Source organism: Streptomyces sp. NBC_01335 (assembly GCF_035953295.1).
In the GTDB taxonomy this organism is placed as follows: Bacteria; Actinomycetota; Actinomycetes; order Streptomycetales; family Streptomycetaceae; genus Streptomyces.
This window is the reverse complement of record NZ_CP108370.1, coordinates 6316291-6340142: the sequence shown is the minus strand read 5'-3', so window position 1 is coordinate 6340142 and position 23852 is coordinate 6316291. Positions and strand designations below refer to the sequence as shown.

Below are 23852 nucleotides of genomic sequence, written 5' to 3'. Positions count from 1 at the left end.
GGATCCTGCCCCGAACGGGAGCCCGTAGACGCGGCGTTGAGCTTGGGCGACACCGGCGTCACGGGACGAACTCCCGTCCCGGCAGGCGGATTGCCCCGTCCGGTCGGGGGCACACGGTGTGCGGGCCGCCGGTGGTCGCGGGGTGTGCGATCCGTCGGCAAGGCAGCCGAGGGAGCGGGCGGCAGCCCCGGGGCCCGCATGTCCGTTCGGTCCGATCTCCGCAGAGGAGTTCCTCGCATGGCAGTTCACAAATCCCTGGTTCTCGTGCTCGACAGCGCCGATCCGATGGAACTGGCCGAGTTCTACGCCGGGCTGCTGGGTGCCGAGTCCAGGCCGGGCCGGGGCAACGACTACGTGGAGGTCGTCGGGGAGGCGGGGGTGCATCTGGCGATCCGTCGGGATCTCGGTTACGCACCGCCGAGTTGGCCCCGCCCGGACGACTCCCAGCAGGCCCATGTGCTCATCCGGGTCGAGCGCGCGGACATGGACGCGGCCGAGCGGGAGGCGATCGGTCTCGGCGCCACTCCGGTGGAGGCCAGGAACAACGGCGGGGTCCACGACACGCGGTACTACGCCGATCCGGCCGGACACGGGTTCGCGCTGACCGCGGTTTGACCCCGGGCCCGCGCCCCGGCACCGCTGTACGGAACCGTCGTATCGGCACCTTCGTGCGGCGCCGGGCAGTTCACCACCGTCGAACTCCCGCACCGCCAGGTCCGTCACGTCCGGACGACGCTCACCGCCTCCGCGGGCAGCTGGTGGAGCGTGGCCGACGTCCGCGCCTACTCCGACGCTCGCCGACCTGGACCCCGCTCCCCCGTACGGCCGTTCCTCAAGCGCGAGGAGCGGCCGTACTGTTGCGCACGACCAGGCTGGTGGCGAGCTCCATCCGCGTGGTCATCGGAGCTTCGTCACGCATCCGCAGCAGCATCTGGACCGCTTCCTCGGCCATCTGCCGCAGCGGCTGGTGGACGGTGGTGAGGGCGGGGCTGGACCAGCGGGCGATCGGCACGTCGTCGTACCCGACCACGGAGAGGTCGTGCGGGACGCGCAGTCCGCTGACCCGTGCCGCTTCGAGCACGCCGAGGGCCTGGAGGTCGCTGCCGGCGAAGATCGCGGTGGGCGGGTCGGGCAGGGCGAGCAGCTCCATGGTCCGGTCGTAGCCGCCCTCGACGTGGAAGTCGCCGTAGAGCACCAGGTCGGAGGAGGCTTCCAGGCCGGCCATGCTCATCGCGGAGCGGTAGCCGTCCAGCCGGGCGAGGGAGCAGATCATGTCCTCGGGGCCGGTGATGATGCCGATCCGGCGGTGGCCCAGCTCGATGAGGTGGCGCGTCGCGGCGAGGCCGCCGCTCCAGTTCGCCGAGCCCACCGAGGGCACGTCCGGTTCGGGGTCGCCGGCCGGGTCGATGATCACGAAGGGGATCGACCGGGACCGCAGCTGCTGCTTGAACTCCACCGGCAGTGCCGAGAAGACCAGCACCACGCCGAGCGGACGCCGCTGGAGCACTCCCTCGATCCACTCGGGGCTGGGTGAGTGGCGGGTGCCGCTCTCCGTGAGCACCACGCCCGCCCCGTGGAGCTTGGCGACGTTCTCCACACCTCTGATCAGCTCCATCGCCCAGATGCTGTCGAGCTCGTGGAAGACGAGCTCGATCAGTGGGGCCTCCCGGGCGGACCGGGTCGTCCGCCGGTAGGAGTGCGTCTCCAGCAGGCGTTCCACTTTGACGCGGGTCGGCGCCGCAACGTCCTGTCTGCCGTTGAGCACCTTCGAAACTGTCGAAATGGAGACGCCGGCCTGCTGGGCCACCTGGGCAAGGGTGATGCGGCCCACGTTCTCGTCATCGCGCATGGTGAGAAGCATAGGGCACGAACAATTGGCCAACAGAGATAACAAATCAGCAACTTGGGGCCCGAGTCTTGACCCCTCCAGCCGCCGAGCCCTAGCGTCCCGACGCATGAAGTTTCGGTAATGAAGCCGAAACATTTTCGAAAGGCGAGACCATGACGCGACGCAACCGGCTCCCACGGATCGCTGCCGTCGGCGGGCTGGCGCTGACCATGGCCCTGTCCCTCTCGGCATGTGGAGGCAACGACTCCGCATCAGGCGGCGACAAGATCCACGTGCTGGTCTACGGGGACGCCACGAACAAGGTGGAGAAGCAGCTCGTCGCCACCTTCAACAAGACGTCGAAGGTCAAGGTCGTCCTGGACACCATCCCGGGCGCCGACTACCAGGCCAAGCTCCAGACGATCATCAACAGCAAGCAGGCGCCGGACGTCTTCTTCAACTGGGGCGGCGGCAGCATCAAGCCCTTCGTGGACGCCGGACTGCTCCTCCCGCTGGACGACTTCATCGCGAAGGACCCGGGACTCAAGGACAACTTCCTCCCGTCCGTGTTCAACAGCACCGTGGTGGACGGCAAGTCCTACGGCGTCCCGATGCGCGGTACGCAGCCGGTGCTGATGTTCAACAACAGCAAGGTGCTCAAGGAGAACGGACTCGCGGCCCCCAAGACCTGGGACGAGCTGCTGAACGCCGTGAAGGTCCTCAAGTCGAAGGGCGTCACCCCGATCGCCCTCGGCGGCGGCGACAAGTGGCCGACGCTGATGTGGTTCGAGTACCTCTTCGACCGCGTCGCCGGCCCGGAGCTCGTCCAGAGCGCGGTCAAGGGCGACAAGGACGTCTGGGCGACCGACGGCAGCAAGGACGCGCTCAACAAGCTCAAGGAGCTCATCGACGCCGGCGCCTTCGGCACGAACTTCGACTCCGTGAAGTTCACCGACGGCGGCTCGCCCACGCTGCTCGCCACCGGCAAGGCGGCCTTCGAGCTGATGGGTTCGTGGGAGTACTCGACCCTCCAGGACTCCCAGCCGGACTTCGCCAAGACGGACCTCGACTACAGCGCCTTCCCCAGCATCGACGGCGGCAAGGGTGCCCCGACCGACATCGTCGGCAACACCAACAACTTCTACTCCGTGCTGAAGAAGACCAAGCACCCGGAGGAGGTCGCCGAGTTCCTGAAGCTCATGTACTCGGACCAGTTCGTGAAGGCGCAGCTGTCGATCGGCAACCTGCCGACCACGACCAACACCGAAGCGCAGCTGGACACCGCCGCCAACCCCGACTACGTGCACTTCCAGTACGACCTCGTCAAGAACGCGCCGTCCTTCCAGCTCTCCTGGGACCAGGCGTACCCGCAGACCGCCGGCACGGCCCTGTCGACCGCGGTGCAGCAGTTCTTCAACGGCGGGATCGACGTGGACGGCTTCATCAAGGCGATGCAGGGCCTGCCCACCTCCTGACCGCGCTCCATCATCCGACTTGGAACACCTCTCATGACCACAACTGCCACCGCGGTCTCCGCGGCCAGCAAAGGGGTCCAGCGGAGCGGCCGCGGACCCGGCCGCTCCCATGAAGGCGCCAGCCGCCCCGGCTTTGCCTGGGCGGCTCCGGCCGCCTTCTTCTTCGGCCTCTTCGCCATCGTCCCGCTCCTCCTGGTCGTCGTCCTCTCCTTCGCGAGCTGGGACGGGCTCTCCGACCCGGAGTTCGCCGGTCTCGACAACTGGAAGAAGTTGTTCGACGACCCGATCATGATCAAGAGCCTCTGGCTCAGCCTGCTGCTCACCTTCCTGGGCGTCGTCGTGCAGACCCCGCTCTCCATCCTGCTGGGGGTGTGGGCCGCCGGTCACCAGCGCAACCGGGCCGTGCTGTCCGCGATCTACTTCGTCCCGCTGCTGCTCTCCGCCACGGCCGTCTCCGTGCTGTGGCGCGCGGTGCTCGACCCCAACTTCGGTGTCCCCGCGCACGCCAAGTGGCTGTTCGGCGACGGAAACCTGTTCGGCAACCAGAGCACCGCGATCGCGGTCCTGATCTTCGTCGGGACCTGGCAGTTCACCCCGCTGCACACGCTGATCTACCAGGGCGCGGCCCGTTCGGTGCCCCGGGTGCTCTACCAGGCCGCGGAGATCGACGGGGCGGGCCGGTACCGGCAGTTCTTCCACATCACCCTGCCGCAGCTGCGCAACAGCGTCGTCACCTCGATGATCCTGATGGTGGTCGGCGGTCTGACGACGTTCGACACCGTCCTCATCCTCACCCAGGGCGGACCGGGCACGGACACCACGATCAGCGCCTACTACATGTACCAGAAGGCGTTCAAGACCTTCGACTACGGAACGGCCTCGGCCATCGGCGTGATGCTGGTCCTGGTCGCCACGGTCATCTCGCTGGTGATGGTGCGCCTCACGGGCTACGACAAGATGAACAGCACCATGGAGGGCATGTGAGCAGGCGCCGCCCCAATTTCCTCGCCGGCTTCGGCTCCACCGTCTGGCTCCTCGTCGTGGGGCTGCCGCTCTACGTGATGCTCGTCGCGACCTTCCAGAACCGCGCCGACTACGGGTCCAACGGGCCGTTCGCACTGCCCGAGCACTTCACGTTCGACAACTACGTCAACGACTTCAACGGCGGGTTCGGGCAGTACTTCCTGAACACCGTGATCGTCACGCTCTCCGTGGTGGCGATCGTGGTGCTGCTGGTGGCGCCACTGTCGTACGCGATCGTCCGCAGCCGCAGCCGGGTGACCGGCCTGGTGTTCCGGCTCTTCCTGCTGGGGCTCGCCATTCCCTCGCAGGCCGTGATCGTGCCCATGTTCTTCGCGATCAGCGAGGCGGGGCTCTACGACAACCTCATCGGCGTCATCCTGCCGACGGCCGCCTTCGCGATGCCGGTGTGCGCCCTCATCCTCACCGGCGTGATGCGCGACATCACCCCGGAGCTCTACGAGGCCATGACGATGGACGGCGCGACCCACCGGCGCGTCTTCTTCCAGCTGGTGCTGCCGCTCTCCAAGAGCGGGATCTCCACGATTGTCGTCTTCTCCGCACTCCAGGCGTGGAACGGCTTCCTCTTCCCGCTCGTCCTGACGCAGTCCGCCGAGTCCAAGGTCGTCACCATGGGCCTCTACGACTTCCAGACCGAACACGGGGTCGACATGCCGGGGATGCTCGCGGCTGTCGTGATCTCCATGATCCCCATCCTGCTCGTATATCTGTTCGCCCGGCGAGCCCTGGTCCAGGGGCTGATGGGAGTCGGAGGAAAGTGACCGACCACGTGTCCGTACAGACCGAACCGGCCGAAGAGGTGACGCTCCCGCTGTGGCGGGACGCGTCCCGTACCCCGGCCGAGCGCGCCGACGCCCTGCTCCAGGAGATGACGCTGGAGGAGAAGATCGCCCAGCTCTTCGGAGTCTGGGTGGGCGCCTCCGACGAAGGGGCCGAAGTCGCCCCGCACCAGCACGACATGGAGGAGCCGCCGCCGCTGGCCGACCTGCTGCCCGAAGGACTGGGACAGCTCACCCGTCCGTTCGGTACGGTCCCGGTCGACCCCGCCCTCGGCGCGCTCTCCCTGCTGCGCACCCAGAGCGCGATCACCGCCGCCAACCGCTTCGGCATCCCGGCCGTGGCCCACGAGGAGTGCCTCGCGGGATTCGCCGCCTACGGAGCGACCGCGTACCCCGTGCCGCTCTCCTGGGGCGCGACCTTCGACCCGGCGCTCATCCGCGACATGGCGGGGGCGATCGGCCGCGACATGCGCTCGGTCGGCGTCCACCAGGGGCTCGCCCCGGTGCTCGACGTGGTGCGCGACGCCCGTTGGGGCCGCGTGGAGGAGACCATCGGCGAGGACCCGTACCTCGTCGGCACGATCGCCACGGCCTACATCAAGGGCCTGGAGCAGGCCGGCATCGTCGCCACCCTGAAGCACTTCGCCGGGTACTCAGCCTCCCGCGCGGGCCGCAACCTGGCGCCGGTCGGCATGGGCTCGCGCGAGCGCGCCGACGTCATCCTGCCGCCGTTCGAGATGGCCGTGCGCGAGAGCGGTGTCCGCTCGGTGATGCACGCCTACACCGACACCGACGGCGTCCCGTCCGCCGCGGACAAGGAGCTGCTGACCGGACTCCTCAGGGACACCTGGGGCTTCGACGGCACCGTGGTCGCCGACTACTTCGGCATCGCGTTCCTTAAGACCCTGCACGGTGTGGTCGGTACCTTCGGGGAAGCGGCCGTCGCCGCGCTCCTCGCCGGCGTCGACGTGGAGCTGCCGACCGTCAAGACGTTCGGTGAGCCGCTCCGCGCCGCCGTCGCCGAGGGGCTCGTCGAAGAGGCCGACATCGACCGCGCCGCCCGCCGCGTCCTCGTGCAGAAGGCGCAGCTCGGTCTGCTGGACGCCGACTGGAACCCGGTGCCCGACGCGCTCGCCGGGGCCGAACTCGCCCCGGCGACGCTGCGCGGCACGGTGGTCCTGGACAGCGACGCCAACCGCGCCCTGGCCCGCCGCATCGCCGAGCGGGCCATCGTGCTGCTCCGCAACGACGGCATCCTGCCGCTGAAGGGCGAGAACGCACCCGCGCGCATCGCGCTGATCGGCCCCAACGCCGACCTGCCCACCGCCGTGCTCGGCTGCTACTCCTTCCCCGTGCACGTCGGCAGCCAGCACCCGCACCTGCCCGCCGGTGTCGAACTGCCCACCCTGCGCGCGGCGTTGGTGGCGGAGTTCCCCGGCAGCGAGATCGTCACCGTGGCCGGCTGCGGCATCGACGACGACAGCACGGACGGATTCCGCGAAGCACTGGCTGCCGCGCGCGACGCGGACGTCGTCATCACCGCCCTGGGCGACCGGGCCGGCCTCTTCGGCCGTGGCACCAGCGGCGAGGGCTGCGACGCCGGCTCCCTCACCCTGCCGGGCGTGCAGGCGCAGCTGCTCGACGCGCTCCTGGACACCGGTACCCCCGTCGTCGTCACCCTGCTGGCGGGCCGTCCGTACGCGCTCGGCCGCGCGGTGGACGAGGCCGCGGCCGTCGTGCAGACCTTCTTCCCGGGCGAGGAGGGCACCCGTGCCCTCGCCTCGGTGCTGAGCGGCCGGGTCGCTCCGTCCGGGCGTCTCCCCGTCAGTGTGCCGAAGAAGCCGGACGCGCAGCCGTCCACCTACCTCGCGGCCCGTCTGGGCCACGCGAACGAGGTCTCCAACATCGACCCGACGCCCGCGTTCGGTTTCGGCCACGGGCTCGCGTACACGACGTTCCAGTGGTCCGACCTCGCCGTCGCGGCGACCGAGATCCCCACGGACGGCCTGGCCGAACTGGAGTGCACGGTACGGAACACGGGTGACCGCGACGGCGTCGAGGTCGTCCAGCTCTACCTGCACGACCCGGTCGCCTCCGTGGTCCAGCCGGTGCAGCGCCTGGCCGGTTACGTACGGGTCGAGCTCGCCGCGGGCGAGGCCGCCAGGGTGCGCGTGGGTGTCCCCGCCGACCTCGCCTCGTTCACGGGCCGCGACGGCGCACGCGTCGTGGAGCCGGGCGCGCTGGAGCTGCGGCTCAGCGCCTCCACGACCGACCCGCGCCTCACCGCCGAGGTGACGCTCACCGGCCCCGCGCGGAAGGTGGACCACACCCGCCGACTGCACGCCGCGTGGCAGGTGGAGACGGTCAAGGAGCACTGACCCTCCCGGGCAGCACCTGAACTCCGGAACCACCGACCAACCGAACATCTCAGCGCCGGAGCCCGGTTGCCCGTACGACGGGTGACCGGGCTCCGGCATGTCCGTGGACTGCGGGCACGCCCTGGGGCAGCACGTCCTGGCGGCTGCATGCCCGGAGGGCGGGGGCGACGGGGAGCCAAGGGACGGGGGCCGGCACGGCGCAACCTTGAGCCGGGGGCCTTGAGCCGGGGGCCTTGAGCCGGGGCCTTGAGCCGGGGGGGCGCCTTGACGGGTCGTACGAGCTGTACGAGCACCGGGAGCGGCGCGGACGCGGCGGGACCGGGCGGCACTCCGCCGGAGCGCGGCCGGTCCGTGGCCCTTCGGGCGGCCTCCGCCGGAGCATGACCGGACACCACCCGGCCGGCCACGCGAAGATGCCCGGTCGCCCCCCTCTGGAACGGGCGACCGGGCATCCGTGCGTGGGCCTTGCGGCCGTCTTCATCGTGCGGGTGCGGTGGTGATCGCGGGTGCGTCGGTGCTCAGGACGCGGTGGCGATCAGGCGCGGTGGTGATCAGGACGCGGTGCAGACGCTCACGGTGGGGGCGGCCGTGTTGCCGTTCGCCTGCACGGTGAACCCGAAGCTGGTCGAAGCCCCGGCGGCCAGGCTGCCGTTGTAGCTGGGCGTGACCGTCATGACCTTGCCGGTGCTGTCCCAGGCGGTCGTGCCGTTCCAGACTCCGGTGGTCGTCTGGTTGGCGCCGAGGGTGACCTTGACGCTCCAGCCGGTGATCGCGGCGGAGCCCGCCTTGATGGTCACCTGGCCGTTGAAGCCGCCGGACCAGGTCTGCGTCGCCGCGTAGGTGGCGGTGCAGGTCTTCGTGCCGGTGCCGGGGTCCGTGCCGCCGCCACCCGTACCGGGGTCGGTGGTGCCGCCGCCGGAAGTACCGCCGAGGGCCGTCAGGACCGCGGTGTAGGCGGCCTTCTTGCCGTAGTTGTCGTCGAAGAGCAGCGGGGTTCCGCTGGCTCGCCACGAGTACTTGTCCGGGATGCCCCAGACGGTGATCCCGGTGCAGCGGGTCACGGCGAGGCAGGCCTTGACGACGTTGCTGTAGCTGGTGGCCTGGGCGGTGCCGGAGCCCTCGATGTCCAGCTCGGTGATCTGCACGTCGACGCCGAGGTCGGCGAAGCGCTGGAGGTTGGCCTGGTAGTCGGACGGGACGGGCGAGTTGCTGTTGAAGTGGCTCTGGAAGCCCACGCAGTCGATCGGGACGCCCCGCGCCTTGAAGTCCTTCACCATGTTGTAGACGGCGGTGGACTTCGCGTTCACGCCGTCGGTGTTGTAGTCGTTGTAGCAGAGCTTCGCGGCGGGGTCGACGCTCCGGGCGGTCTTGAACGCCTCCTCGATGAAGCCGTCGCCCAGCTTGTCCTGGAAGGGCGAGGAACGCCGCGCGCCGCTGCTGCCGTCCTGGAACGCCTCGTTGACCACGTCCCAGGCGTAGATCTTGCCCTTGTAGTGGGTCATCACCTGGGTGATGTGGTTGTTCATGGCGGTGCGCAGGTCGGTGGCGGCGAGGCCGCTCACCCAGCTCGGCAGCTGGGAGTGCCAGACCAGCGTGTGGCCCCGCACCTTCATGTTCTTGCTCTGGGCGTGGCTGACGATCGAGTCGGCGTTGGAGAAGTTGAAGGTGTTGCGGGTGCCCTCCACGGCATCCCACTTCATCTCGTTCTCCGGCGTCACCGCGTTGAACTCGGTGTCGAGCGTGGTCGCGTAGCCCGACTCGCCAAGGTGGTTGGCGGCGACGGCCGTACCGAAGTAACGCCCCGAGCCGGCTGCCGCGGCGCCGAGGGTGGTGCCGGCGGCCTGGGCGCTGCCGGAGAGCGCGACGACTCCGGTGACGGAGACGAGGCCCGCTCCGCCGAGGGCGAGGGCCCTGCGGGCGAAGGTGCGGAACGGGGAGCGGATTCGCCCGCCCGCGTCGGACACGTTGATGGTCATGACTGCTTCTCTCTTCCGTGGTCGGACAGGGAGGAACTGACCGCCGGGGGACGGCCACGATCAGGGGCACGCGAGGCGAGCGCCATGCGCATGCCAAACATGGGGCGGGCCGGGCGCCGGGCGCGTATCCCGCGCGACGGGCCGTGGGCCGGGTGGGCCGGTGCGACGGCGTGGTCGCACCGGCCCGTGCCGGCCGGGTCAGTGCCGGCCGTTGCGGTGCGCGGCGGCGCGGAGGCCGTCGGCGAGCGCGGTGTAGGCGGGCTTGCGCACGAAGTTCTCGTCCATGATGTTCGCGGAACCCTGGCCCGAGAACGTGTCCGGAACCCACGAGTACTTGTCGCTGAAGCCCCAGACCGTGAAGGACTTGCAGCCCCGCACGGCGATGCAGGCGTCGAGCAGCCTGCGGTAGTCCTGGGCCTGGCGCGCCTGCTTGGTCTCGTCCACCGGCAGGGTCATCCGCACGTCGATCTCGGTGAACGCGGTCTGCAGACCGAGGGCGTCGAACCGGGCCAGGTTGTCGCCGACGTCGCCCGGGAAGCCGTACTGGATGTCCAGGTGACCCTGGATTCCCAGACCCTGGACGGGGACGCCCTGGGCGCGGAGCCTCTTGGCCAGGTCGTAGTAGGCGGTGGACTTGGCGTTCACGCCCTCGACGTTGTAGTCGTTCATGAAGAGCTTCGCCTTGGGGTCGGCCGCGTGGGCCCACTTGAAGGCGTCGGCGATGTAGGACGGGCCGAGCTTCTGCAGCCACAGCGAGTCCCGGTAGGTGCCGTCCTCGTCGAAGACCTCGTTGACGACGTCCCACTGGTAGATCTCGCCCTTGAAGTGGCGGACCTCGTCGGTGATGTGCTTCTTCAGGATGGCGCGGAGCTCGTTCGTGTCGATCGAGCCGTCCGCGACGCCCGAAGTGAGCCAGGCCGGCAGCTGGTTGTGCCAGACCAGCGTGTGGCCGCGCACCTCCTGGCCGTTCTTCTTCGCGAACCTGACCAGCTTGTCCGCCTGCGACCAGTCGTAGGTGCCGCGGGCCGGCTCGACGACCTCCCACTTCATGACGTTCTCGGCGGTCACCGAGCTGAACTCGGAGGCCACGTCGGCCCGGTAGGGGGCGTCGGTGGCGAGCGCGCTGGTGTCGACCGCCGTTCCGACGAGCAGGTCCGGACGCTCTGCGAGGGTACGCAGCGTCGCCTCGTGCCCACCGTGACGGGCGGGGGCCGCCTGGGCGGCCGTGCCGAGGGTCAGTGCGGCCACGGCACCGGTGGCGACGGCGAGGGCGAGTCGTCTGGACAGCATGGTGCAACTCCTCATAGGGGTGGGACCGGGGTGCGTCGCGCCGACCAGGACTCCGGTACGGCCCCTGATCTTCCGAAACTCTCTCGACAAGAAACAGGGGGCGCTCCGCCCGCCTCGCCACTCCGGGAGAGGGGACAACAGCCTGGACTTACGCGACCATTCAGGCACAAATCACCCTGCCGGGTTGTGCGCTGAGCCATTCGTCGGCGCTGAGACAGATCCTGGGGCATGTATTGCCGCCGAAACAATGGCGCGTCACAAACGAAACATTTTCGTTCGAGGCATCCCCGTCGAACATGGCGATTCGACGACCCCACGCCCCGGAATCCGGACACGGGCGACCTCCAGGCGGGCGCGCCCGCCACCGCACCGCGCCCCGCACCCCGCGCACTGCGCCCCGCGGGACGAGTCCGCCCGGCCGACCCGGGGGCGCCCCGGCCGACCCGGCCCCCTCGCCGGCACCGCCGCACTCCACTCCGCTCCTCCCGGCCCCGTCCGCCCGCGTACCCCCGCCCACGGCGGGTCACCGCGCGACCGCTCCGTGTGACGTGGCTAACTTTTGTGATTTCAGGCGGACTTGAGTCGTGTAACCCCCCACATACTGTGCTGAGTACGGGAGTTCACTTCGTCCGTGTTACGCCCGGTCGGTCCGGCGGCCCGGTCGCCCGCCTCGGCACTTCCAGCCCAACAGGCTTCCGCAGTACCAGAGATCACGAATGAGCCGGGATCGCGGTGGAAGTCTCCGTTGTGTCTGAACTTCACGGGAACTCCAGCGAAATAGCACGTGTGTGGATATCGTGCACCGAGCGATGGCGCATCCGTCGGTCCACGGGATCGACGGGTGCGCCGCGTTGTGGGGATGCAACTGTGACTGGGGGGTTCATGGGGCATGTCGAAACACCTGAATCTGACATATCCGGGCCCGTGGGACTGCGGCGTCTGCCACGCCCCCGCTCCACGGCACCCCGGAACCGTGCGACGGCTCTGGAACAGCTCTGGAGGGCCCCGACAGCACAGCGCGACCTGACTGATCACGCACGTCCCGGCCGGCGGGCCGGCCGCTGGGGTACGCCCCTCACGGTCCTGACCGAGACCGTGGGGATGGCCGTCCCCGCCTGGGCCGTCCTGTCGGCGCGGGGGCAGCCGGTGGCCCTGCCCACCGCCGCGATCGCGGCGCTCGTCTGGGCCGGGGTACGGGCCGTGCGCGGGCGCTGCACCACCGGACCGACGCGGAGCGCGGCCGGAGCGGCGGGGGTCCTGGGCGACTGGCTGGTCTTCGTCGGCCTGCTCGCCGTCGCCTGGGCCGTGGCCGGCGACGCCGTCGACCCGACCGCCGCTCTGGTGGCCGCCGTGCCCGGCGGGGCGGTGGCGGTCGTGGTGACCTCGGCCGTCCGGCGGCGGGCCCGCGCCACGCACCGCCGTCCGGCCCTGCGGGTCCTCGTCGTCGGTGACGCGTCCGGGGTGGACACCGTAGCGGGAGCCCTCGATCCCCGTACGCAGAAGGAGGGCTACGCCGTCGTGGCGGCCGTGCCCGTGGGGGCGGCGGAGCCGGAGCACGAGCTGCCGCTGACCGGGCGGCTCGGGGCCGACGGGGCGGACGACGACGTCTCGACCGTGCTCGCCGGGGCGTACGCGTACGACGTGGACCTGGTCCTGGTGGCGCCCGGGCCGCTGCTCTGCGGCGACCGGCTGCGCCGGCTCGGCTGGGGGCTGCACGACGGGGGCATCGCGCTCTGCGTGCTCTCCGCGCTCTCCGGCATCGCCACCTCCCGGGTCCACCCCGCCTCGGTCGCCGGGATGACGCTGCTGCACGTCACCCCGCCGCTGCGGCGGGGACCGCAGCCGGCGCTGAAGACGGTGCTGGACCGGTCCGGCGCGGTGTTCGGGCTGGTGCTGCTGGCGCCCCTGCTGCTGGCGGTGGCGCTGGGCGTGCGGCTCTCCTCGCGCGGGCCCGTCTTCCACCGGCAGATCCGGCACGGGCGGCACGACCGGCCGTTCACCATGTGGAAGTTCCGCACGATGGTGGTCGACGCCGAGTCCCGCAAGGCGGAGCTGACCGGGGCCAACGAGGTGGACGGCCCGCTGTTCAAGATGCGCCGCGATCCCCGGGTGACCGCGATCGGCCGGGCCCTGCGGCGTACCTCGATCGATGAACTCCCGCAGCTCTTCAACGTGTTGCGGGGTGACATGTCCCTGGTAGGCCCCCGCCCGCCGCTTCCCGAGGAGGCGGCCGACTACGACGACCGCGAGCGCAGACGCCTCGCGGTGAAGCCCGGGCTGACCGGCCTCTGGCAGGTCAGCGGCCGGTCCGACCTCTCCTGGCAGGAGTCGGTCGCGCTGGACCTCTGGTACGTCGACAACTGGTCGGTCTCCACCGACGTGAACCTGCTGGCCCGTACGGTGCGCGCCGTCACCGACGGTCGCGGGGCCTACTGAGTGACCGGAGTGGAGACCATGCGACCAGGGCGTGTTTCGAGAGTGGCGCCTGCCCTGCGGCGTCCGGCACGCGCGCTCGTCCGGGTGCCCCGCGCACGGCGGGGCACCGGGTCGTCCGGCTCACCCGAGGGCGGTGTCCCTCTCGCGCCACCAGGCGTAGGTCCCGGCGATGCCGTCCCGCAGCGAGATCTTCGGCGCGAAGCCGAGGGACGTCAGGCGCTCCACGTCCAGCAGTTTGCGGGGGGTGCCGTCGGGCTTCGAGGTGTCCCAGGCGATCTCGCCCTGATAGCCCGTCACATCACGCACGGTTTCGGCGAGTTCGCGGATGGTGAGGTCGTCGCCGCAGCCGACGTTGACCGGCTCGTCACCGTCGTACGAGGCGAGCAGGAGGGCGCAGGCCGCGGCCAGGTCGTCGACGTGCAGGAACTCGCGGCGCGGGGTGCCGGAACCCCAGAGGGTGACGGTGGGCGCCCCGTCGCGCTTCGCCTCGTGGAAGCGGCGGATGAGCGCGGGCAGGACGTGCGAGGTCGCCAGGTCGAAGTTGTCCCCGGGGCCGTAGAGATTGGTCGGCATGGCGCTGATGTACGAGGCGCCGTACTGCCTGCGGTACGACTGGGTCTGCACGATTCCGGCGATCTTGGCCAGCGCGTACGCCTCGTTGGTCGGCTCCAGGGGGCCGGTGAGCAGCGCGTCCTCGCTGATCGGCTGGGGGGCGTGCTTGGGGTAGATGCAGGAGGAGCCGAGGAACAGGAGCCGTTCGGTGCCGGCCGCGTGGGCGCCCGCGATCACGCTCAGCTGGATGCGGAGGTTGTCCTCCAGGAACTGCACCGGCCAGGTGCTGTTCGCCATGATCCCGCCCACCTTGGCGGCGGCCAGGACGACGGCGTCCGGCCGGATGTCCTTCAGATACGCCTCGGTCCGCGCACCGTCGCGCAGGTCGAGGAGGTCGCGGCCGCGGGTGAGGACCTCATGGCCGTCCGCGGTCAGGCGGCGGACCACCGCCGAACCGACCAGTCCGCGGTGACCGGCCACGAATATGCGTGCGCCGGGGCGCAGTAGAGGGCGATCGGATTCCTGGGGAAGGCCGGGGAGATCAGTCGTCATGGCTCGGATTGTGCCAGCAGAAGCCCGGCACCGCGCCCTTTTCATCGTAAACCACTCACTTTGTGCCATTCCGGGTATCAACCGCCGTTCAGGCGACCACAGAAGGGGGGAGTCATGGCCAAGACCGCACTCATCACCGGCGTGACCGGGCAGGACGGCTCGTACCTGTCCGAGCTGCTGCTCGACAAGGGCTACACGGTCCACGGGCTCATACGCCGTTCGTCGAGCTTCAACACCGAGCGCATCGACCACATTTACCAGGGGCCCGAGGAGGCGGACCGCTCCTTCGTACTGCACCACGCGGACCTCGCCGACGGTGTGGCACTGGTGAACCTGCTGCGCGAGATCCGGCCCGACGAGGTTTACAATCTCGGCGCCCAGTCGCACGTCCGGGTCTCCTTCGACGCCCCCCTCTACACCGGGGACGTCACCGGACTCGGCGCGATCCGGCTGCTGGAAGCGGTGCGTGCCAGCGGTATCGACACCCGCGTCTACCAGGCGTCCTCGTCCGAGATGTTCGGCTCCACCCCTCCCCCGCAGAACGAGGAGACGCCGTTCCACCCGCGCAGCCCGTACAGCGTGGCCAAGGTGTACGCGTACTGGGCCACGGTCAACTACCGTGAGGCGTACGGGATGTTCGCGGTGAACGGCATCCTGTTCAACCACGAGTCCCCGCGCCGGGGCGAGACCTTCGTGACCCGCAAGATCACCCGGGGGGTGGCCCGCATCAAGGCCGGACTCCAGGACCGGCTGCACCTGGGGAACCTGGACGCGGTACGCGACTGGGGGTACGCCCCCGAGTACGTGGACGCGATGTGGCGGATGCTCCAGCGCGACGTCCCCGACGACTACGTGGTGGCGACCGGTGAGGGGGTCAGCGTCCGGCAGTTCCTGGAGCACTCCTTCGCCCATGCCGGTCTGGACTGGCGCGAGCACGTGCGGTACGACCCGAAGTACGAACGCCCCAGCGAGGTGGACGCGTTGATCGGTGACGCCTCGAAGGCGGAGGAGCTGCTCGGCTGGAAGCCGGAGGTGCGGTCCATGGAGCTGGCGCGCATCATGGTCGACGCGGACGTCCGGCTGCTGGAGGCGCAGCTCAGCGGCGCGGCCGTGCGGGTGGACCGGTGAGTGCGCCACGCCGCCCCGGCGCCCGGTGGCGGCGGGGCGGGGCGGGCGCGGCCGCGCTGGCGCTGGCGGCGGGGGCGCTCTCCGCCTCGGCGGCGGGTGCTCCGCCGGCCGCGGCGCTGACCGCGCCGGTCGGGTTCACCGCCGACAACCTGTCCACCTACCAGACCAACGGCATCGTGTGGGCGCTGGCGGAGGCGAACGGGGTCGTCTACGCGGGCGGCACCTTCTCGCAGATCCGGCCCGCCGGGGTGGCGGCGGGCGGTACGGGTTCGGCGGCGGCGGTGAACTTCGCGGCGTTCAACGCGGCGACCGGGGCTCCGGCCGGCTGCTCGCTCTCCTTCACCCGCAGCAGCGGCACCGCCACGGTGAGGGCGTTGGCGCTCTCTCCGGACAAGTCAATCCTGTACGTGGGTGGTTGGTTCAACGCGGTCAACGGGACGACCAGAAACGGGCTGGTCGCGATCAACACCGCCACTTGCACGGTGCGTTCGGGGTTCGCACCGAACTTCGGCGCTACGGTGCGGGCGCTGGACGTGGCGGCGGACGGCACGGTGTACGCGGGCGGTGACTTCCAGACGGTCAACGGGAGTGCCCGGCGCTTCTTCGGGGCGGTGACCCCGGCGGGCGCGCTGACCGCGTGGAACCCGGACGCGGACGACCCCGGGCGGGCCCTGAAGGTCACACCGGACGGTGCTTCGGTGCTGATCGGGGGCGACTTCACCACGGTCGGCGGCACCGCGACGCACGCGCTCGCGGTGGTGGACGCGGCCTCCGGCGCGCTCACCCACCCCTACCCGAACGGTTTCGTCCCGGCGTCCGCGGTCATCAAGGACATCGTCACGGACCAGGCTTCCGGTGGCTGGTACGTCGCGGGCGAGGGGATGGGGGGCAACTCCTTCGACGGGCGCATCGCCATGGAGCTGGACGGGTTCGGCCAGCGCTGGCGCGACACCTGCCAGGGTGCCACCCAGGCGCTCCGGGTCCACCGGGGCGTGCTGTACGCGGGCAGCCATGTGCACGACTGCTCCACCATGGGCGAGTTCCCGAACCAGGTGCGCAAGCATCTGACCGCCCAGTCGGTGGACGGTCCGGCGATGCTGGGGTGGCTGCCGGACACCAATGACGGCATCGGGGAGCCGGTCGGGCCGCGCGCGCTGACCGTGTCGAGCCGGGACGGGCGCGACTTCCTCTGGGTGGGCGGCGAGTTCACCACCGTCAACGGGGCGGCCCAGCAGGGGCTGACCCGGTTCGCCAACACCCCGGACACGGGTGCGCCCGCCGTACCGGTGGTGAGCGTCTCCTCGCCCCGGGCGGGGCAGGTGAGGGTCGGCTGGCGTTCCTCGCTCGACCTGGACGACTCCTCGCTGACCTACCGGGTCTACCGCGACGGCGCGGCGGCCCCGGTGTACACCACGACGAGCTCCTCGCTCTTCTTCAGCCGTCCGCAGCTGACCTTCACGGACACGGACGTGGTGGCCGGGCAGACGTACTCCTATCGGGTCAGCGCGAGCGACGGCACCAACACCAGCGCCCAGTCCGCCGCCGTCTCCGTCACCGCGGCGTCCTCGGCGTCACCGTACCGGGAGAAGGTGCTGGCCGACGGCGCCGAGCTGTACTGGCGGTACGACGAGGCGGGCGGGGCGTTCGCCGCGGACGCCTCGGACGGGCTCGACGGGGGCGTGTACGTCAACGCGCCGACGTACCGGGCGGCGGGGGCGGTGGCCGGTTCGACCGCGCTGGGCGTCAACGGCACGGACGAGTACGTCTACAGCGACCGGCTGCACCACTCCACCTCGCCGTCGCCGTACTCGGTCGAGACCTGGTTCCGTACGACCTCGACGACCGGGGGCCGGATCGTCGGCTTCGGCAACAACATCGGCGTCGACACGGGCCACACCAGCACCATCTCCGACAAGATCGTCTACCTGACGGACGTCGGACGGCTCGCCTTCGGGGTCCAGACCGGCAGCAGCAGCACCCGGCCGACCATCACCACCCCCGGCAGCTACAACGACGGCGCCTGGCACCACGTGGTCGCCACCCAGGGCCCGGCGGGCATGGTGCTGTACGTGGACGGCGCGGTGGCCGGCACCAACGCGGCGACCGGGAACCGTTCGTACGACGGGTACTGGCGGGTCGGCGGGGACGCGATGAACAACGCCTGGCCGAACCGTCCGACCAGCACCTACCTCGCGGGGCAGGTGGACGAGACCGCGGTCTACCCGACCGCCCTGACCGCGGCGCAGGTCGCCGCCCACCACGACCTCGCGGACGCCCCGCCCGTGCCCGGCGACGGCGGTGGGGACGGGGGTGACGGCGGTGCGGACACCACGGTCACGCTCACCCCGGTGGAGGACGCCTACGTCAACGGCGTCGCCCCGAACACGAACTACGACGACAGCCAGCTCGCCTCGCGCGGCACCACCGCGTACGTGGGCTACCTCCGGTACGACCTGCCGGCGGCCCCCGCCGGGCAGGTGCTCAAGGGTGCCCGGCTCGACTTCCGCACCTCCTCGGACTCGACGGCGGGTTCCGCCGAGAGCCACCGGGTGGTGCCGGTCACCGGCGCCTGGACCGAATCGACGGTCACCTACAACACCCGGCCGGCGCTCGGTGCGACCGTGCTGGGGACCATCACCGGCGCTACTGCCGTGTCCACCGGCTACTCGGTGGCACTGGACGCGTCGTCCCTGGGCGGGGCCCTCGGCTCCACCACCTCACTCGCCCTGACCAACACCGGTACGGACAGCCTCCGTATCTGGTCGAGCGAGGTCACCACCGCGGCCTACCGGCCGCAGCTCGTTCTCACCTTCGGAGCTGAATGATGAACGGACGTACGGGGCGGAGATCCGCCGGACGTGGCCGTAAGCGCGCCGCTTCCGCCGCTCTCTGCCTGCTGGGCGGGGCCCTGACCGCGACCGCGGCCGGGGCCTCCCCGGCGGCTTCGCTGACGCCGCCGGTGTCGATCACCGCCGACGACCTCTCCACCTGGCAGACCAACGGCATCGTCTGGTCGATGGCCGCGACCGACGACACGGTCTACGCCGGGGGCACCTTCTCCACGGTGCGCCCGCCGGACGCCGCCGCCGGCACCTCGGAGACACCCGCGGTGAACTTCGCCGCCTTCGACGCGGCGACCGGCGCGCCGAACGGCTGCTCCCTGTCGTTCACGCTCTCCTCGGGCACCGCGACCGTACGGGCCCTCACCCTCTCGCCGGACGGCGCGACGCTGTACGCGGGCGGGCAGTTCGGGTCGGTGAACGGTGTCGGGGTCAGCAACATCGTGGCGATCGACACGGCGACCTGCACCCCGCGCAACGACTTCAAGATCGCCGTCTCGGCGACCGTCCGCGCCATCGCCGTCACGGACGACACCGTGTACTTCGGCGGTGACTTCAACAGCGTGGGCGGCCAGACCCGCCAGAAGTTCGCCGCCGTCACCACCGGCGCCGACCTGCTGCCCTTCACCGCCAACGCCGACGAGGTGGCCCGCGCGGTCGAGGTGACCCCGGACGGCCAACACGTGGTGCTCGGAGGTGACTTCTTCACCGTCAACGGCACCACCTCGCACGCGCTCGCCGTGGTGGACGCCACCACCGGGGCGGTGACGACCGCCTATCCGGGCTTCATCCCCAACACCTCCACGGTGCAGGACATCACCACCGACGCGACCGGCTTCTACACCGCCAACGAGGGCACCGGCGGTGGGGTGTTCGACGGACGCATCGCCCTGGACCTGGACGACTTCCAGCAACGCTGGCGGGACACCTGCCTGGGCGCGACCCAGGCGGTCCTGGTCCACTCGGGCGTGCTCTACAGCGGCAGTCACGCCCACGACTGCGCCAGCATGGGCGAGTTCTCCGACCAGCCGCGCCACCACCTGCTGGCGCAGTCGGTGGACGACCCGAAGCTGCTGCCGTGGGCACCCGACACCAACGACGGCATCGGTGAACCGGTCGGCCCCCGGGTGATGGCACAGACCGACACCGGCGGCCACCACTACCTGTGGGTGGGCGGCGAGTTCACCACCGTCAACGGGGCGGCCCAGCAGGGGCTGACCCGGTTCGCGGACGGACCCGACACGGGCGCGCCATGGGTGCCCAACGTGCAACTGTCGACCGTCGTGCCGGGGCAGATCGACGTCAACTGGCAGACCAGCTCCGACACCGACGACGGGCTGCTGACCTACCGCATCTACAAGGACGGTGCCAGCACACCGGTGTACACCACCACCGGGAACTCAATCTTCTGGGACCGGCCGCAACTGCGCTGGACCGACACGGCCGTTGCCGCCGGTGAGACGCACTCGTACCGGATCACCGCGAGCGACGGCACCAACACCAGCGCCAAGTCCCCCGCCCTGTCGGCCACCGTGGCCTCGGCGGCTGAGGCGTACCCGGCGAAGGTACTGGCCGACGGCGCCTCGCTCTACTGGCGTTACGACGAGGGCACCTCGACCTTCGCGGCGGACACCGGGGCCGGGCTGGACAACGGCTTCCTGCGCAACGCCCCGTCCTACCGGCAGACCCCGGCCGCCATCGCGGGCGCCTCCACGGCCATCGGGTTCAACGGCACCGACGAGTACGCGTACAGCAACCGCAGGCACGCCAAGCCGGGCGCCTTCTCCGTCGAGACCTGGTTCAAGACGACCACGACCAAGGGCGGCAAGCTCATCGGCTTCGGCAACCTGACGATGCAGAACAGCACCAACTACGACAAGCACGTCTACATGACCAACGACGGGAAGTTGGTGTTCGGCGTCCACGACGGCTCCACGCGCACCATCACCACCCCGGCCGCCTACAACAACGGCGCGTGGCACCACGTCGTCGCCACCCAGGGCACGGGCGGCATCGCCCTCTACGTGGACGGTGTGCTGCGGGCCTCCAACGCCTCCTACAAGACCAACCAGAACTTCGAGGGGTACTGGCGGGTCGGCGGCGACAGCCTCAGCGGCTGGCCGTCCGCCCCGACCAGCACCTTCTTCGCCGGTCAGCTCGACGAGACCGCCGTCTACCCGACGGCGCTGAGCGGTACGCAGATCGCCGCGCACTACGCCCTCAGGACGGGCTGATGAGGAACCCGCTCCTGGCCGGCGCCGCCGTCGTCATCCTGACGGCGGCGCTGGCCGCGTGCGGCTCGTCCCACGACGGGAACGACCCCGAGGCCGCGGCGGCACCCCGCCCCGCGGCCTCCGGGCCCTCCGTCGCGGGACCCACGGCCGCCGCACCGACGGACGACGCGAAGTCCGGGGCTTCGGAGGCTTCCGGGGCTTCGGAGGCTTCCGGGGCTTCGGGGGCTTCCGGGGCTTCGGGGGCTTCCGGGTCGGACGCCGCACCCGCACCGGACGCCACCGGCCCCAAGGTCCCCACCGACGAACTCACGCCCGCCACCGGCACGTTCACCAAGAAGGAGAAGGAGTACCTCACCGACCGGGTGCCCAAGGGCATGGACCCGGCCGCCGTCCTCCAGACCGGCCAGGAGACCTGCGACAAACTCGACTTCCTGGTCAAGGCCGACCGCCGGATCGCCGTCGGCTCGATCGTCACCGGCGAAGTGCCCGACGCCGCACCCGCCGTCGCCCACCTCTGCACCGGACACCAGGACCTCGTGGACGAGGCCGCGCTCGGCTACGCCGACGGCACCCACACCGGCGAGGAACTCCGCCCCGGCGTCTACCGCTCGGTCTCCCCCACCCCCGCCTGCACCTGGCGGACCGAAGGAGCCGGCGGCAAGGTGCTCGACCAGGGTTCCTCCGCGAGCGGTCAGCCGGTGCGGATCACCCTCCCCGCCGCCGCCCGCACCTTCACCTCCACAGGCTGCTACGCCTGGCTGCCCGAAGGAGACAAGAGTTGAGCAAGCTGCCCATCGCCGTGGCGATCCCCACCAAGAACGAGGGCCTCAACATCGCCGAGGCGGTCAACTCCGTACTCGGCCACTTCGAGGCGGTCGTCGTGGTGGACTCGCACAGCACCGACGACACGGCGAAGATCGCCGCCGAGTGCGGCGCCGAGGTGGTCGAGTACACCTGGGACGGCGGCCACCCCCGCAAGAAGCAGTGGTGCCTGGAGAACGTGCGCACCGACATCGACTGGATCCTGGTCCTGGACGGCGACGAACGCCTCAGCCCCGGACTCCTCGCCGAACTCCGCGAGATCTTCGTCGACCCCGCCGCACCGAAGCCCGCCGCGTACGACATCCCGCTCGGCTACTGGTTCTCCGGCAAGCGGCTGCGCCACGGCTACACCATCCGCAAGCGCTCCCTGACCGACCGCACCCGCTGCGCCTACCCGGAGGTCGGCGACCTCGCGGCCCCCGGCATCGGCGAGGTGGAGGGCCACTACCAGCCCGTCGCCGACTCCGCCCAGGCGCTGCGGAACCCGATCGAGCACCAGGACCTCGACCCGGTGACCGCGTGGTTCGAGCGCCACAACCGGTACTCCGACTGGGAGGCCTGGCTGGAGCACCACCCCGACGTCAAGGAGCAGGTACGCCGGGTCAAGTCCCGCCAGGGCCAGCTGTTCCACAAGGCGCCGTTCAAGCCACTGGTGTCGTTCGCGTACATGTACGTCTACCGGCGCGGGTTCCTGGACGGCCGGGCGGGGCTGGACTTCGCCCTGGCGATGAGCTTCTACCGGTGGCAGATAGCGCTCAAGTCACGGGAGAAGCCTCGGGGGTGAGGCGAGTCGCAAGGCTGAGCTCTCGGTCTCCACCAACGCACAGATTCCCGGAGCGAACGTTCGCGCGGAGCTCCGTCACCCCAGCGGCCCCGCCGGAATAAATTCCCGCGGGGCCGTCGAGATACATGGAGACCTATTCACTTCGAATCAACGGCAGTCCCACACAGCCGTTTTATGGAGCCTGTATTGCGCTGCTATCGAAGGCGACAACCAACGATTCCGACCCTTCGGTCAGATAGTCGTGCTCCGGGAAGTAGTCCACATGCAGGTGATCACCCTGAACCGCATCCAAAGCGAAGCCTTCGATGTTCTCAGCAAGGAGGTAAAGGGATTCCAGTCTGCCGATAAAATTCAGAGACTCAGCCCCTTCGGAATAATAGACCCTGATCTTCCCACTCGCTTGGTGAACTTCGATCCGCAACAAGGACCTGCTGTAGGGGAAAGGATCCGGTGCCCGCACCAGGAGCGCCTCCCCCTCACCTTTCCTGAGCTTCTGACCCAGAGCCAGCAGCTCGGATCGGCTTCCGGACAGTTCCAATTCGCTTGTCGAATCGCTGCGCAATACCTTCAGCACTACATTCTCCGTCAGTCACCTACGACCAGTAGTCGCCCGGCCGGATCGTGGATGGAATAATACCGGTGTGCGGATCTTTCAGCGGACCCTTCGTAACCGTTTTCCCGTTGATCTGAGTCTCCAGGTTCAGATGCGGTCCCAATTTCTGCACGTGAGCACTATTGGGATTCACATCGAACCGCGCAATCTTTCGGACTGCGTTACCGGACCCGTCGACCATCACGTTCATAAACTGAACTGCGCCGCTACCGGACCGCACTACAGTTGCATTGTCACCAACGTGCGACACGGCGCGATTGATAGCCTCTTCCATCGTGATATCACAGTTGTGGACGAGTAGCGGCGTGTCGCCCGCCAATACATAGTACGCGTGAATGTCCGTGACGGTGAGATCGTGCGTCAGTTGCGGCTTGGTGTAGTGGCGGACTCCAGTGACCTGGACGCGGCTGCCAGCACTCGTGTGGAGCCACTGGCCCACCTGGATATCACCAGCAACGACCCACTTATGGAGTTCCGTAACCCAGAAAGGGTGGGTATCGGTTGCGATGATTGACGAATATTCGCCTCCATCACGAATGCTCACTTCAGTGAAATCCTTGTCGCCCACCGTAGTGATGGTGTCAGCAACAGGCCTTTCGGTCGTTTTTCCGGTTTCCACGTCGGTAGTGACAACCTCATCACCGACCTCTACATCCTCGATGGCTTTGTGCGTGCCATCTGCCAGGAGGACACCCGTTCCGGGGAGGAAGCTGTGACAGCCGAATATTACTTTCGCTATCTTGGGTGCCGCTGCGGCAAGCGCTTCGCCTCCTGCCCCTCCTGCCGCTCCAAGTACCGCGCCGGTGGTCATGTCGCCGAAGACACCAGCGACGCTGTGGTCGGCGTCGGGTGTCATCCAGTTGCCGACGGCGCCGCCTGCCGCACCGGCTATGGCTCCACACTGGGTGGCCAGGGCGAGGCTGGCTCCGCCGGTCTCCACAGCGGTGGCGCCTGAGACCGCGTAGCAACCAGCACCGACGACAACCTCAGTGCCCAGCTGGACGAGGAAGACCTTGTTGTCATCTACCCATTCAGTTGTGTTGTCCCAACCCGTTTCGATGACCGAGCCAACACCCGTGACAGCGCCCTTGAGCCGGCACTTGAAATTGCAGTCCTTGTCCTTC

At 69.6% G+C, this 23852-nt stretch carries 17 protein-coding genes; 11 read left to right on the top strand and 6 right to left on the bottom strand.

Features of this window, described 5'->3' with window-relative positions:
- Positions 1 to 237 precede the first annotated feature (237 nt).
- Positions 238 to 615 (top strand): VOC family protein, encoded by a 378-nt coding sequence (locus OG599_RS27140; RefSeq protein WP_327178585.1) that lies wholly within the window; start codon positions 238 to 240, stop codon positions 613 to 615.
- Positions 616 to 832: 217 nt separating this feature from the next.
- Here OG599_RS27140 and OG599_RS27135 read toward each other — a convergent pair whose 3' ends face one another.
- Positions 833 to 1861, bottom strand: a complete 1029-nt coding sequence (locus tag OG599_RS27135; protein WP_327178584.1) for a LacI family DNA-binding transcriptional regulator — start codon at positions 1859 to 1861, stop codon at positions 833 to 835.
- 140 nt (positions 1862 to 2001) lie between these two features.
- Between OG599_RS27135 and OG599_RS27130 the strand changes: the two genes are divergently transcribed.
- The 4 genes from OG599_RS27130 to OG599_RS27115 are packed head-to-tail and all read left to right on the top strand — an operon-like array spanning position 2002 to position 7501.
- Positions 2002 to 3303: an ABC transporter substrate-binding protein gene (locus OG599_RS27130; protein WP_327178583.1), complete on the top strand. Its 1302-nt coding sequence runs from the start codon at positions 2002 to 2004 to the stop codon at positions 3301 to 3303.
- A 33-nt stretch (positions 3304 to 3336) separates the two neighbouring features.
- A complete protein-coding gene (locus OG599_RS27125; RefSeq protein ID WP_327178582.1) occupies positions 3337 to 4287 on the top strand; it encodes a carbohydrate ABC transporter permease in 951 nt (316 codons plus the stop codon).
- Positions 4284 to 5105 carry a carbohydrate ABC transporter permease gene (locus OG599_RS27120; protein ID WP_327178581.1) on the top strand — a complete coding sequence of 274 codons (822 nt, stop codon included), beginning with the start codon at positions 4284 to 4286 and terminating at the stop codon, positions 5103 to 5105. The genes OG599_RS27125 and OG599_RS27120 overlap by 4 nt, the downstream gene beginning before the upstream one ends.
- A complete protein-coding gene (locus OG599_RS27115) occupies positions 5102 to 7501 on the top strand; it encodes a beta-glucosidase (protein WP_327178580.1) in 2400 nt (799 codons plus the stop codon). The genes OG599_RS27120 and OG599_RS27115 overlap by 4 nt, the downstream gene beginning before the upstream one ends.
- Positions 7502 to 8052: 551 nt before the next feature.
- On the opposite strand, the gene OG599_RS27110 is transcribed toward OG599_RS27115, so the two are convergent.
- Both OG599_RS27110 and OG599_RS27105 read right to left on the bottom strand, forming a co-directional pair.
- Positions 8053 to 9477, bottom strand: a complete 1425-nt coding sequence (locus OG599_RS27110; protein ID WP_327178579.1) for an endo-1,4-beta-xylanase — start codon at positions 9475 to 9477, stop codon at positions 8053 to 8055.
- Positions 9478 to 9675: 198 nt separating this feature from the next.
- Positions 9676 to 10767, bottom strand: a complete 1092-nt coding sequence (locus tag OG599_RS27105; protein WP_327178578.1) for an endo-1,4-beta-xylanase — start codon at positions 10765 to 10767, stop codon at positions 9676 to 9678.
- Positions 10768 to 11649: 882 nt separating this feature from the next.
- Here OG599_RS27105 and OG599_RS27100 point away from each other — a divergent pair.
- Positions 11650 to 13203, top strand: a complete 1554-nt coding sequence (locus tag OG599_RS27100; RefSeq protein WP_327178577.1) for an exopolysaccharide biosynthesis polyprenyl glycosylphosphotransferase — start codon at positions 11650 to 11652, stop codon at positions 13201 to 13203.
- 120 nt (positions 13204 to 13323) lie between these two features.
- Here OG599_RS27100 and OG599_RS27095 read toward each other — a convergent pair whose 3' ends face one another.
- Complete coding sequence (locus tag OG599_RS27095) at positions 13324 to 14307, bottom strand: GDP-L-fucose synthase family protein (protein WP_327178576.1); 984 nt, start codon at positions 14305 to 14307, stop codon at positions 13324 to 13326.
- 114 nt (positions 14308 to 14421) lie between these two features.
- Between OG599_RS27095 and gmd the strand changes: the two genes are divergently transcribed.
- Genes gmd through OG599_RS27070 form a run of 5 tightly spaced genes read left to right on the top strand, consistent with a single transcriptional unit; the run spans position 14422 to position 22115 of the window.
- Positions 14422 to 15435: a GDP-mannose 4,6-dehydratase gene (gmd, locus tag OG599_RS27090; protein ID WP_327178575.1), complete on the top strand. Its 1014-nt coding sequence runs from the start codon at positions 14422 to 14424 to the stop codon at positions 15433 to 15435.
- Positions 15432 to 18260, top strand: coding sequence for a DNRLRE domain-containing protein (locus tag OG599_RS27085; protein WP_327178574.1), 2829 nt, complete (start codon positions 15432 to 15434; stop codon positions 18258 to 18260). The genes gmd and OG599_RS27085 overlap by 4 nt, the downstream gene beginning before the upstream one ends.
- Positions 18257 to 20509, top strand: coding sequence for a LamG domain-containing protein (locus OG599_RS27080; protein ID WP_327178573.1), 2253 nt, complete (start codon positions 18257 to 18259; stop codon positions 20507 to 20509). The genes OG599_RS27085 and OG599_RS27080 overlap by 4 nt, the downstream gene beginning before the upstream one ends.
- Positions 20509 to 21291 (top strand): hypothetical protein, encoded by a 783-nt coding sequence (locus OG599_RS27075; RefSeq protein WP_327178572.1) that lies wholly within the window; start codon positions 20509 to 20511, stop codon positions 21289 to 21291. Before OG599_RS27080 ends, OG599_RS27075 begins: the two co-directional genes overlap by 1 nt.
- The gene (locus OG599_RS27070) at positions 21288 to 22115 is read left to right on the top strand and encodes a glycosyltransferase family 2 protein (protein ID WP_327178571.1); all 828 of its coding nucleotides are present in this window, start codon (positions 21288 to 21290) and stop codon (positions 22113 to 22115) included. The genes OG599_RS27075 and OG599_RS27070 overlap by 4 nt, the downstream gene beginning before the upstream one ends.
- A gap of 172 nt (positions 22116 to 22287) precedes the next feature.
- On the opposite strand, the gene OG599_RS27065 is transcribed toward OG599_RS27070, so the two are convergent.
- Positions 22288 to 22689 carry an Imm32 family immunity protein gene (locus OG599_RS27065; RefSeq protein WP_327178570.1) on the bottom strand — a complete coding sequence of 134 codons (402 nt, stop codon included), beginning with the start codon at positions 22687 to 22689 and terminating at the stop codon, positions 22288 to 22290.
- 19 nt (positions 22690 to 22708) lie between these two features.
- Entirely contained in the window at positions 22709 to 23668 is a 960-nt protein-coding gene (locus OG599_RS27060; protein ID WP_327178569.1) for a polymorphic toxin-type HINT domain-containing protein, read from the bottom strand.
- Between the last annotated feature and the right edge of the window lie 184 nt (positions 23669 to 23852).

Coding starts and splice junctions, on each gene's coding strand:
- OG599_RS27095 (WP_327178576.1), bottom strand. CDS start 14,307: ATGACGACTGATCTCCCCGGCCTTCCCCAGGAATCCGATCGCCCTCTA.
- OG599_RS27100 (WP_327178577.1), top strand. CDS start 11,650: ATGGGGCATGTCGAAACACCTGAATCTGACATATCCGGGCCCGTGGGA.
- OG599_RS27140 (WP_327178585.1), top strand. CDS start 238: ATGGCAGTTCACAAATCCCTGGTTCTCGTGCTCGACAGCGCCGATCCG.
- OG599_RS27125 (WP_327178582.1), top strand. CDS start 3,337: ATGACCACAACTGCCACCGCGGTCTCCGCGGCCAGCAAAGGGGTCCAG.
- OG599_RS27135 (WP_327178584.1), bottom strand. CDS start 1,861: ATGCTTCTCACCATGCGCGATGACGAGAACGTGGGCCGCATCACCCTT.
- gmd (WP_327178575.1), top strand. CDS start 14,422: ATGGCCAAGACCGCACTCATCACCGGCGTGACCGGGCAGGACGGCTCG.
- OG599_RS27080 (WP_327178573.1), top strand. CDS start 18,257: ATGATGAACGGACGTACGGGGCGGAGATCCGCCGGACGTGGCCGTAAG.
- OG599_RS27110 (WP_327178579.1), bottom strand. CDS start 9,477: ATGACCATCAACGTGTCCGACGCGGGCGGGCGAATCCGCTCCCCGTTC.
- OG599_RS27130 (WP_327178583.1), top strand. CDS start 2,002: ATGACGCGACGCAACCGGCTCCCACGGATCGCTGCCGTCGGCGGGCTG.
- OG599_RS27075 (WP_327178572.1), top strand. CDS start 20,509: ATGAGGAACCCGCTCCTGGCCGGCGCCGCCGTCGTCATCCTGACGGCG.
- OG599_RS27105 (WP_327178578.1), bottom strand. CDS start 10,767: ATGCTGTCCAGACGACTCGCCCTCGCCGTCGCCACCGGTGCCGTGGCC.